General features: G+C 45.4%; 11 protein-coding genes. 1 reads left to right on the top strand and 10 read right to left on the bottom strand.

The genetic code is table 11. The annotated features are described in order from the left end of the window. Positions 1-117 precede the first annotated feature (117 nt). The 9 genes from HZY94_RS05170 to HZY94_RS05130 form a co-directional block, all read right to left on the bottom strand. Positions 118-651 (bottom strand): ATP-binding cassette domain-containing protein, encoded by a 534-nt coding sequence (locus HZY94_RS05170; protein WP_179925291.1) that lies wholly within the window; start codon positions 649-651, stop codon positions 118-120. Positions 652-655: 4 nt separating this feature from the next. Continuing rightward, complete coding sequence (locus tag HZY94_RS05165; RefSeq protein ID WP_179925290.1) at positions 656-2,584, bottom strand: DUF1430 domain-containing protein; 1,929 nt, start codon at positions 2,582-2,584, stop codon at positions 656-658. 264 nt (positions 2,585-2,848) lie between these two features. Beyond that, positions 2,849-3,736 carry a YihY/virulence factor BrkB family protein gene (locus HZY94_RS05160; protein WP_179925289.1) on the bottom strand — a complete coding sequence of 296 codons (888 nt, stop codon included), beginning with the start codon at positions 3,734-3,736 and terminating at the stop codon, positions 2,849-2,851. A 52-nt stretch (positions 3,737-3,788) separates the two neighbouring features. Next, the gene (locus HZY94_RS05155) at positions 3,789-4,646 is read right to left on the bottom strand and encodes a methionyl aminopeptidase (RefSeq protein ID WP_179925288.1); all 858 of its coding nucleotides are present in this window, start codon (positions 4,644-4,646) and stop codon (positions 3,789-3,791) included. A 9-nt stretch (positions 4,647-4,655) separates the two neighbouring features. Next, the gene (locus HZY94_RS05150; protein WP_179925287.1) at positions 4,656-5,933 is read right to left on the bottom strand and encodes a DRTGG domain-containing protein; all 1,278 of its coding nucleotides are present in this window, start codon (positions 5,931-5,933) and stop codon (positions 4,656-4,658) included. After that, the gene (locus HZY94_RS05145) at positions 5,926-6,474 is read right to left on the bottom strand and encodes a GNAT family N-acetyltransferase (protein WP_179925286.1); all 549 of its coding nucleotides are present in this window, start codon (positions 6,472-6,474) and stop codon (positions 5,926-5,928) included. Before HZY94_RS05145 ends, HZY94_RS05150 begins: the two co-directional genes overlap by 8 nt. A 207-nt stretch (positions 6,475-6,681) precedes the next feature. Beyond that, positions 6,682-7,941, bottom strand: coding sequence for a UDP-N-acetylglucosamine 1-carboxyvinyltransferase (locus tag HZY94_RS05140; RefSeq protein ID WP_179925285.1), 1,260 nt, complete (start codon positions 7,939-7,941; stop codon positions 6,682-6,684). 161 nt (positions 7,942-8,102) lie between these two features. Beyond that, on the bottom strand, positions 8,103-9,293 hold the full coding sequence (gene metK / locus HZY94_RS05135) for a methionine adenosyltransferase (protein ID WP_160332520.1): 1,191 nt from the start codon (positions 9,291-9,293) through the stop codon (positions 8,103-8,105). A gap of 124 nt (positions 9,294-9,417) precedes the next feature. Beyond that, complete coding sequence (locus tag HZY94_RS05130) at positions 9,418-9,888, bottom strand: deoxycytidylate deaminase (RefSeq protein WP_160332521.1); 471 nt, start codon at positions 9,886-9,888, stop codon at positions 9,418-9,420. A gap of 127 nt (positions 9,889-10,015) precedes the next feature. Here HZY94_RS05130 and HZY94_RS05125 point away from each other — a divergent pair, with 127 nt between their 5' ends. After that, positions 10,016-10,861: a DegV family protein gene (locus HZY94_RS05125; protein ID WP_179925284.1), complete on the top strand. Its 846-nt coding sequence runs from the start codon at positions 10,016-10,018 to the stop codon at positions 10,859-10,861. Between the two features lie 27 nt (positions 10,862-10,888). Here HZY94_RS05125 and HZY94_RS05120 read toward each other — a convergent pair whose 3' ends face one another. Then, entirely contained in the window at positions 10,889-11,251 is a 363-nt protein-coding gene (locus HZY94_RS05120; RefSeq protein ID WP_179925283.1) for a DUF1304 domain-containing protein, read from the bottom strand. Positions 11,252-11,468 lie beyond the last annotated feature (217 nt).

Below are 11,468 nucleotides of genomic sequence, written 5' to 3'. Positions count from 1 at the left end.
GCGTCTATGATAAGTAGCGTAGTCTTTATTTCTAAGAGCTAATCTCAATTCAGTTTCTTGTTGTTTATCTAATTTCAATTTCATACAATCTATTATAATTCAAAATTCGATTTTTATTTAGTATAAATCCATTGCCAATCGACTATTTTCAGCATCCAAGGAAGCTGTTGGTTCATCTGCTAAAATCAGAGGAGGTTCTTTAATAAAGAGTTTGGCAATAGCCACACGCTGAGCTTCTCCTCCAGATAGCTCATAGATTTTTTGTTCCAGATCAAGATAATCCAAGTGAACTTGAGCCAGCTTTTGTGCAAAGAAGGCCTCCTTATCTACTGGAGTTTTTCTCCCAACCAGAGCCAGTTCTAAATTAGCAGCAATGGTCTCATTCTCAAGCAGTCCTCCCTGCTGAAGAAGATAGCCGAGATCATTTCTAAAAAAATCTATTCTTGGTAAAGCGTTCAGATCCTTCTCACGATAGAACACCCTTCCACTATCAGGGCGTTCCAGCTTGGCTAAAATATTCAAGAGCGTTGTCTTACCTCTGCCACTTGCCCCCACAAGAGCATAAACTTTCCCAGCCTCAAATTGAATGCTTAAGTCCTGAAATACAGATCGTTGTCCATAACTTTTCTCAAGCTGATCACATACGAGCATGTCTTTACCCCCCTCCTTTTAAAAGAAGCACTGCTGATTGATCCTCTTTTAATTGTTGATAATAGAGCAACAGCAATAAGCATATAAGGTATAAGAGACTATTTCCTAAAACAAAAAGCGGTCGAATTGCCCAATAGATTTGTAAACTTGCTGCTACTCCAAGGACTATTAACTGCAAGAACAGATAGACTCCATGCACTTCCCAAAAATTCAAGCCATTTAATCGCTTCAGGAAAATCTCCTTTCTAAATTCTTGGAAATAAATTCCCTGCGTGGTGAAATACAAAAGAAGTGAAATAAATCCACTTAAACAAGCTCCTAGAACTAAGAAAGTAAATTCCTGTCTTGCTTGAACCAAAGCTAGTTGATAATTTTTCTGCGAAAATTCAATACTTGACACCCAGCGATCAGCTCCTGTTTTTTCCAATAATTGAAGAGTCTGCTGATAGCCGGGAACTTGTAAAAACTGGCTAGCCGTACTCGACCAATAGGAGCGGGCTAAGTCTTTATCCACTATCGATTCGGGTCCAATCACTTCCAAGATCGGATCCGAAATTCGCTGGTTTAAATCCCAAGAAGTATTATAGATAAATAGCTTTTTACTAGTCTTGTATGGAAATGCGGAGATTTGAATATCCGTGCCCCATTTCTCTTTCATTTGACTTAGATAGAGTTCCTTTTGACTCCAGAGATTCTCTGGTAACAACAAACCAAACTGCCCTACTTGTAAAGCATCCCACTCTTTCGGATAGTCCAACTTCTGATTCTCTAAATAAGAAGAAGATACTTGTAAGAAAATGGAGTCTGACCGATCCACTTCAAACTGCCGAGCTCTCAAATCATTGTGGACAAAAATAGCATTACTTTTCCAGGCTTCATGAATAAAGGAGAGCCATGACTCCTCTTGTTCTCTCTGTTCTTCTCCCTTCGTAAAAGCCGCCCCAAAACTGTAACCAATCTCTACCAATTCCTTGGCTTGATTCCAGTCTTGTTCAACACTGGCCAACTCTGTTACTTGATTCCAAGCATATGAGACCGTCTTCTCCGTCCACCCTAAAGCCAATAGCGCAACACATTGACTTAATAAAAGCAGGCTTAGTAATCGAGAAAAAGGCAGTGCCCCCTTTAAGAGAGATACAAGAGGACTGTATTTTAGATGCAAAAGCAAAAGAAGTTGTAGGGATAAATAAATCAGTAATAAACCAACAATATAAAGAATAAGGATAAAAGCTAATAGTTGAAAAAAGAGAATCTCTCTTACAGCCGACAAGAATAGAAAGACAGCTCCTACTAAGAAAGCTAAAACAGTCATTTGAGCTGAGAAGACTGCCTCTTTTTTGAAAGCTTGAAGAAAAATTTGAAAATAGGACTGACCAGATAACAACTTCAGACCTCTGTGCCGAAGAGTTTTAATACCTTCGATGACAGTTATGCTAAAATAAGCGAGGGCAGCTAAAGCCAGGGACAGAAGATAGAGCGGAGTGCCAAGAATAGAAAAGGAGAGCTTCCATAACGAGGAGGACTCATAAGAAAAACTCTGGTAGCCTTGAGCATGAAAATAGGCGGATAAATGCTCAGCTGTCAATGGACCATCTAATAGTAGATAAGCATTTTTAACATCTTGACTATCCCCAGACCCTTGCAATTTTAATCCGTCAGGACTTGTTCCATCACCAAATGTCGTGTAAACAAAAGACACTTTTCCATCAGAATTAGGGACTCTTGTCCGTAAAGCAAGAAGACTGTCCTGCTCTCTAGCAAAAGTATCTAAGTTCTTAGCAAAACTCTCCCAAGACTCCCTGTTATCTCCCCTGTCAATAATATCTACAGAAGGATAACTTGCAAATAACAATTGCTCCCGATTTTCCCCTAAATGAAAAGCAACTATAAGTGATAGAAACAGTATCGAGAGGCTTAAGAATAACTTCTTCATAACCACACCTCCAAACACTCGAAATGCTGTATAAGAAAGGGAGTAGTAACTTTTTCACACCACTCTCCCTACCAATTGTCAACTGATTTAAACTCACAGAATCAATAGATTGAAAACGATTTCACTTATAATTATACCTTGTTTTCATCTAATATGCTAGAAAAAAATTAATGTTCCTTACTGATGTGACGTCCCTTCTCATCAGCAAACTCTTTGTATTTACAAACAATCAAGGCTAGGATTCCGCTCCTAGCCTTTTTCGTCTTATAAATAGGTTTTACTGTCGAACTCCCCTTCTTTTACAAATTGATAAGAGGCATTTAAAACGGCTCCAATAATGAGCACTCTAGCGATTAGGATAAACCATAAAATCACCGCAAAGAGCACGACCGATCCGACAAACCGGTAGTCTGTGAACCGCCCCATAAAACGGATCAAATACAGATTGATAAAGCCATTAAAAAGATAGAGAACCCCTGTCACCAGTAGCACACCAGGGAGGGTGTAACGGATCCGCTTAATGGCCACATTGGGGAGGGTGTAATAAAGGAAAAACAGAAGTAAAATCAAGGGGACCATGCTCCAACTACTCAAGCCTCGAAGTAGGTCCTCCAGAGGTAGACGCTCTAGATTCAGCCAGGTCTTCACCTGCTCCAGCAGGTAGGATGAAAAAAGGCTGAGGAAACTCAAGGTCAAAATCACTACCTGCAGGAGGACTCCCATGACCAGGCTCAAGAGCCGGGAAAGTAGATAGTTGGTTCGCTTCGCTACACCATAAACCCGATTAAAACTTTGTTCCACCATCCACATGCTGGAGGACAAGGTCCAGAAGGCCGATAGGAGGGCAATGCTCCAAAATCCCGTAGACGGTTTGGACAGAACCCCTTCAATCAACTGAGCCAATGTCGGGTAAAGGCTGGCTGGTAGCCAAGCTTTGAGATAGGCCAAAATATCATTGGCGTTGATGGGTAAATAAGGTAAGAGATTGGCGATAATGATAAAAAATGGAATAAGGGACAGCATCAAATAGTAGGCTATGGCAATGGCCATCACCTGACTATCGGCTTGGCCATAAAAGCGCCCCAGGGCAGCCACTAGTGGTTTCTGACCCAACTTCGAAAACCACGTCTTTAATTTTTCCATTTGTTTCATCCCAACCTCTACTTTCTGTTACCGCTGCACATCACCTAGAATTCCCAAACTCTTAATAGGTTCCTTCTTCCCCTTGGCTTGTTAAAATGACCGGACCATCCTTGGTCACTACAAATTGATGTTCATATTGGCAAGACAGGCCACCATCCAAGGTCTTGTGGGCCCAGCCTGTTTGCATATCGGTATCAATTTCCCAAGTCCCTTGGTTAATCATCGGTTCAATGGTTAAAACCATCCCTTCCCGGAGGCGTAGACCACGACCAGCGCGACCATAATGAGGAACCATCGGCTCCTCGTGCATGGTTGGGCCAACACCATGTCCAACTAGATCACGGACAACTCCGTAGCCCTTGCTTTCTGCATAGTCCTGAATGGCTGCCCCAATATCACCGAGACGATTACCGACCTGGGCTGCCGCAATGCCGCGATAGAGGCATTCCTTGGTCACATCCATCAATTCCTGAACTTCTGGAGACACCTGACCAACGGCATAAGCCCAACAAGAATCCGCCACACCACCACGGAAGTCCTCAGACAAGCGACGCATGGTTGGGACATCATCAAAATCCAAGCTCGCCACATCCAATTCCGCCTTGTCCACCAAGCCAACAACCATGTCGACCTTGATCAAATCGCCCTTTTTCAATTTCTGATGGCGGGGAAAGGCATGAGCAACCTCATCATTAAGCGAGCAACAAGTCGCATACGGATAGTCCATCAAGTGGCCCTCAACCCCAATTTGGAGCGGTAGAGCATTGTCTTCCTTACAACGACGACGCACATACTCCTCAATTTCCCACATATCCATTCCTGGTTTAATCAAATCCCGCAAGCCTCTATGAACGCTAGCCAAGAACTCCCCACTAGCCTTCATCAAATCAATTTCACGTTGGGATTTTAATGTAATCATAGTTTCTCCTTATTGTACTGTAATTTCTATTGTAATTTGAGCAACTGCCTGCTCTTTTTCTTTAAATAACACTTGAAAAACGCGACTAGTCCGGCTTTGATGGAGGAGAGTACCCTCTACTAGCAGCACCTCCTCCACCTCAATCGATTGAAAGACATGGACCGAAGCCGAGGTCAGATAGAAACCCGAGCCGGCTAGCGCCAATTCGGACTTGGTCAGCTGAAGGGCTACCTCTGTCAAAACCCCCGCAGCCAAGCTCCCCTGCTCATCCAAAAGCGAGGGTGCCACGCGCAAGCGGTAAGAAGATTCACCCTTTTCCAAATAGGGACGGACCTGTTCGGAAAAAGTAGCTGCCAGTTCACTTCTACCTGGGCTCCCATCCTTAATCAAATCTTCCTTGCGGAGAACCCCCAACAGGCGGTTTTCTTCGTCGATAATGGGCAAAAATTCCATCCCCTGTTCCATCATTTTTCGCTGGGCCACAGCCAGACTGGTATAGAGTTTGGCTGTAGCAGATATGGGATGCAGTAATTTTTCCAGACTGACATGCCCCGCCTGACCGCCAATTTCTTTGAGGTTGACCAAGCCTTGGAAAAAACCAGCTTCATCCACAATGGGGCAGGTCGAGATATGCTTTTTCTGAATCAGGGTCAAAAAATCACGGACCTGGTGCTGATTGGTCAGAAAACCAAATTCCCGAATCGGTGTATAACTGTCTGCCACCGTTAAAATATGGGACTTTATCCGCCGCTGGGACACAGCCTGGGAAATCCGACTAGCCACCTGATAGGTATCCTCACTACTGGATAGAATCGGGATTGACAAGCGATTGGCCAAGTCTAAAATCTTCTCTGCCACAGGGAAACCACCCGTCACCAGAACCGCACAATCATGGTGGAGGGCTAGTTCCTGAACAGACATCCGGTCCCCCACAATGACCATGCCACCATCCTTGAGGTGGGTCACCACATTTTGGCGCGACATAGCTCCAATACTGAAGGCTGAAAACTCCTTATCCAAGCCATCAGCTCCGGCTAGCACCTGAGCCTCAGTGACCTCAACAATCTCGCCATAGGTCAAGGGAGTCTGGGCATCATCCTTGGGAGAAACCCGAAAGGTTCCACTCCGGGGACGAGTTTCCACCCAGCCCCGGTTTTGAGCCTCTTTAATGGCACGGTAGGCTGTGCCCTCACTGATGCCTAAAAAATTAGCCACACTGCGAACACTGACCTTTCGACCAATCGGCATAGTCTCTAAGTAGTTTAAAACTTCTTGATGCTTACTCATCAGCCCCTCGCTTTCGTCGGAACTCTACATAATCCCGCATTTTCCGGGTATAGCGATCACTGCCCTTAAACTGGCGATACAAACTAAAGCCTGCTTTCTCAGCGACTCGCTGACTGGCCTTGTTCTCAAGATGAGCTTGGAGAATCAGAGTCTGAAAGCCCTCTGGGACCAGTAGAATCTGGCTAAGGGCCTCTAAGGCTTCCGCCATCAGTCCCTGACCCCAATACCTTTTATCCAAAAAATAGCCAACTTCCGCTTCCGCAGACATTTCTTGAATTTTTTCCAACCGAATAACCCCAATCAAATGCCCCGCATGGGAATCTTCCAGAACCCAGGTTCCTAAGGGATTTTTTAGAAAGGCATGGGTCCACAGGACCAAACTTTCGTCCAGGGTCTCCTGGGCTGGAAAAATGTAGACCACATTCTCCGGATCATGGGCCAGGGCATGAAAAAACTCCAAATCCGTAATCAAAGGCGGACGTAGGTGAAGCCGGGGTGTTTGCAGAAAAGAATATTGGGCTAAGTGGGTCCATAGAGTCATAAGCGATTCTCCTGATAACCGTAAGAAAAGGGAGTGGGGCAGAACTAAATTTGAAAAAATTTAGTTCATAGTCCCACCCCCGCAAGGCTGATTTGGCCCTCTTCCGAGCTCGAAAAGCGAGCGAAGAGGCCAATCAGCTACTGCGTCAAAGGCATTTTGCTAACCAAAGTCAATGAGACTAGACTTTGGTCTCAACCTCCCCTCATGCTAATCTTCAATGAGATCAATAGAGGCTCCCAAGTTGCGCAATTTATCAATAATATTGGAATAACCACGCAGGATAAATTCCACATTGGTAATCTCTGTCTGACCTTGCGCCATCAATCCAGCTGTCACCAAAGCTGCTCCTGCGCGTAAATCCGTTGCCTTCACCTGCGCGCCATGTAAAGTGTTAGGACCTTCGTAGCTAATCTGGTGGCCAACAGTTGTAATGCCTGCTCCCATGCGTGCCAATTCTGGAACATGGTTAACCCGTTTTTCATAAATCGTATCCAGGATCAAGCCACGTCCCTCTGCTCTCAAGAGCAAAGGCGTAATCGGTTGTTGGAGGTCCGTCGCAAATCCTGGGTAAGGGGCTGTTTTAATATTGATGGCCTTCAAGGATGCTTGTTTTTCGACAAAGACACTATCCTCGGAAACCGTCATCCGCACACCCATTTCTTCCAACTTGGCAATAAAGCCTTCTAAATGTTCGTAGAGTACGTTGGTAATTTTAACACCTTCACCAACTGCTGCCGCCATGGCGATATAGGTTCCGGCTTCAATCCGGTCTGGAATCACCTGGTGACGGGTTCCATGGAGACGTTCCACCCCTTCAATGGTAATCACATCCGTTCCGGCACCCCGAACGTGGGCTCCCATATTGTTCAACAAGGTTGCCACATCGATAATTTCCGGCTCCCGCGCCGCATTTTCAATGACGGTCTTACCTTTGGCTTTAACCGCCGCCAACATAGTATTGATGGTCGCCCCCACAGAAACGGTGTCCATATAGATCACAGCCCCATGAACTCCCTGACCATCGGTTGTCAGATGCATGGAATTCCCCTCATAGGTCATCCGTGCTCCCATCGCTTCAAAGGCCTTCAAATGCAAGTCAATGGGCCGAGGTCCAAGATCACAACCACCTGGCAAACCGACCGTAGCCTCGCCAAAACGGCCCAACAAAGAACCATAAAAATAGTAAGAGGCACGTAAAGAATTAATTTTCCCATAAGGCATTTGCATAGACTGCACACCGGACGGATCGATTTCCAGACTATCTCCATCCCGCTTGACGGTGGCCCCCATGACCTCCATAATATCAATCAGGCTCGCCACATCTGAAATATCCGGCACACCATCTAGGGTCACCACATCCTCTGACAAAATAATGGCTGGAATCAAGGCAACCACACTATTTTTGGCACCCGAAACTACCACCTCTCCCTTAAGAGGGCGTCCCCCATTAATCACAATTTTTTTCATGTTGATAGACTCTTTCTTGAAACTAATAAAAAACCAGTGGTTTGCCACGATTATATCACATTTTTAGCTCTCTTGCTAGAGTCGGGAATCTAGTCGCCTATTTTATTTTAGGTTCGTGAACAAAAAAACTACCAGTTCTCAAGTAACCAGTAGTTTCTTTCTTATTGAAAAAACGCTTGAAGAGCTTTCACCTTATCCAGGCGTTCCCATGGCAAATCAAGGTCTTCCCGTCCCATGTGGCCATAAGCAGCCGTTTGCTTATAAATCGGCTTTTTCAAATCCAACATCTGGATAATCCCTGCTGGGCGTAGGTCAAAGTGAGCGCGCACAGCCGCTTCCAAAGCAGCTTCGTCTTGCTTGCCAGTCCCAAAGGTGTCAATCCGAATCGACACTGGCTGGGCAACCCCAATCGCATAGGCCAACTGAACTTCAGCCTTCTCAGCCAAACCAGCCGCGACAAGATTTTTAGCAATATAACGAGCGGCATAGGAAGCTGACCGGTCTACCTTGGTCGCATCCTTACCTGAAAAAGCACCACCACCATGACGGGCTGCCCCTCCGTAAGTGTCCACAATAATCTTCCGGCCCGTTAAACCTGAATCCCCCTGGGGTCCCCCGATTACAAAACGGCCCGTTGGATTGATAAAGTAACGGGTCTGGTCATCCAAAAGCTCACTTGGAATCACCGGAGCAATGACTTGCTCTTTGACCAGCTGCGCCAGTTCTTCTTGGCTAACATCTGGATCATGTTGGGTTGAAATGACCACCGTGTCGACACGCCTTGGCTTCCCAGCAGCATCATACTCAACAGTAACCTGACTTTTAGCATCCGGTCTCAAATAGGCCACCTGCCCAGACTTACGCAAATCTGCCAAGCGTTTAACCAATTTGTGAGACAGGGAAATAGCCAGCGGCATCAATTCCGGTGTCTCATTAACCGCAAAACCAAACATCAACCCCTGGTCCCCGGCACCAATCTGATCCAGAGGATCTTGATTGTCCCCCTGACGCGTTTCCAAGGAAGCGTCAACCCCTTGGGCGATATCTGGAGACTGTTCCACCAAGGATGGATGGACACCAACCGTTTCCGCTGAGAAACCATATTCGGTATTGGTATAGCCAATCTCAGCAATGGTATCGCGAACAATCCGGTTGATATCCACATAAGCCTTGGTTGAGATTTCCCCAAAGACATGAACAGAGCCTGTATAGACTGCTGTTTCAGCGGCTACATGGGCATCTGGATCCTGTTCTAGAATCGCGTCCAAAATGGCATCGGAGATTTGATCAGCAATCTTATCTGGATGTCCTTCTGATACGGATTCTGAAGTAAACAATTTACGTTCAGACATATATGTCCCCCTTTTAATTAATCGTCGTTAAAAAGTTACAAAGAACTAGCCGAAGCTATCTTTTCGGGACTCATTAACTCTTCCAGTCTACCATATACAGATAGGAATGTAAAAGATTTTGGGATTAATGGAAGAAACTACTTTCTTGGATCGCTTTTTGGACCTGTTCTAGTGGGATTTGGAGCAGGGTCACTGCTTTTTGTTGATAGAGTTCTTGGGCATAGGAATCCATTCGGTAGTCGTGAATGTAGACAACCCGTGAGCAGCCGACCTGCAGCAATTGCTTGGAGCAATGCAGGCAGGGAAAGTGGGTAACATAGGCTGTAAAGTCCCGGGGAATCCCCCGTTCAGCCCCTTGTAAAATCGCATTCACTTCTGCATGCAGGGTTCGCACACAGTGGCCGTCGACCACTAAACAGCCTTGGTCAATACAGTGCTCGGTCCCCGATACAGAACCATTATAACCGGTGGAGACCACCTTGTGATCATGAACCAGCACCGCCCCAACCTGGGCCCGGGTGCAGGTGGAACGATTGGATATGAGTAGCGCCTGGGCGGCAAAATATTCATCCCAGGCCAGTCGTTGATGTGACATACCTTTTCCTCCTAAATACTAGACAATTATAGCACACTCGCTTTTTCTTTGGAATTTTAACAAAATTGTGCTATACTAGATAATAGGACACAACTGTGTAAAATGTACAATTTTTAAGGAGCACCTGATGAAGTGGAAAATTATTGCAGACTCTGCCTGTAACTACCGCCAGTTGGAGCATTTAGCCCCCAACACAACCTTTGAATCGATCCCCATGTATATTCAAGTGGGTGATAAGACCTTTGCGGATAAGGCCAACCTGGACATTGATTTCATGATGGAGGTTATGTACGCTAGCGAGCAGGCATCTAAGTCTGCCTGCCCAAGCCCAGACCAGTATCTCCAAGCCTTTGGAGATGCGGACGCCATCTTTGTGGTGACCATTACCGGCACCCTTTCGGGCAGTAACAACGCAGCTCGTTTGGCACGGGAAATGTATTTAGAAACCCACCCTAATGCCAAGGTTCATATTATCGACAGCCTCTCTGCCGGAGGTGAGATGGACCTGCTCGTCTACCAACTCAATGAATACATCAAACAAGGATTGACCTATCCTGAAATCCTTGTTGCCATCGAAGAATATCAAAAACAAAGTAAATTGGTTTTTGTCCTCGAAAAGGTGGATAATCTGGTCAAAAATGGCCGCCTCAACAAGATTGTCGGGAAAGTTGTCGGCCTCCTCAATATCCGCATGGTCGGCCAAGCCAGCAGCAAGGGCGAGCTTGAATTGCTCCAAAAAGCGCGTGGTAACAAAAAAGCCGTCTCCACAACTTGGGCGGAGATGAAAAAAGCCGGTTATAAAGGGGGACGGATTCATATCTCCCACCGCAGCAACCCGGACTTTGTCCAAGACCTCAGCAAACTCATCCATGCTGAATACCCCCAAGCTGAAATCCATAGCCTGCCAACTTCTGGCATCTGTAGCTTTTATGCCGAAGAAGGTGGCGTCCTACTCGGCTACGAAACCCTATAATAAAAAGGAGCAAACTGCTCCTTTTTATTATAAGAAAATCAAGCTCAAGAGGGCCAAGAAAGGCAGGCCACCTTGCTTGAGGATAATCGACTTGTTGCTGGTCAGTCCTCCATAGAGGGCAACCACTAAGATATTCACCAAAAAGACCAGGGCTACTTCTTTCCCATTGCTGCTAAAGAAAGCCGCATACAAAAGGCCCAATCCAATAAAGCCATTATAAACACCTTGGTTGCGCATCAGTACATTTAAAGATTTGGATTCCAAATCTGCCTTGGTCATCCCAAAGGTTTGACTGGTTTTATCCGACGTTGTCGCCAAGGTTTCCAAGTAGAAAATAAAGAAAAATAAGGCCGCTGATAGGACCAATAAAATTTGTGAAATAAGTGACATTTCAATCTCCTCTCTACAATTTTAAGAGTATACCAAATCTAAAAAATCGATGCAAGCAGGAAAAATGAAAAAACGAGCTTGGGACAAAACTCTCTCTGACTAAAGCAAAAAAGCAACGGTTTAAGAGCCGTTGCTTTTTTGCTTTATGGAGATAGTCTTGATACAATATAATTACGACAAAATACTGAGAAAGGCTATCCCATGGACATCCACTATA

It is taken from the genome of Streptococcus danieliae (assembly GCF_013415245.1).
Classification (GTDB): domain Bacteria; phylum Bacillota; class Bacilli; order Lactobacillales; family Streptococcaceae; genus Streptococcus; species Streptococcus danieliae_A.
This window is presented reverse-complemented; position numbering and strand designations above follow the sequence as displayed.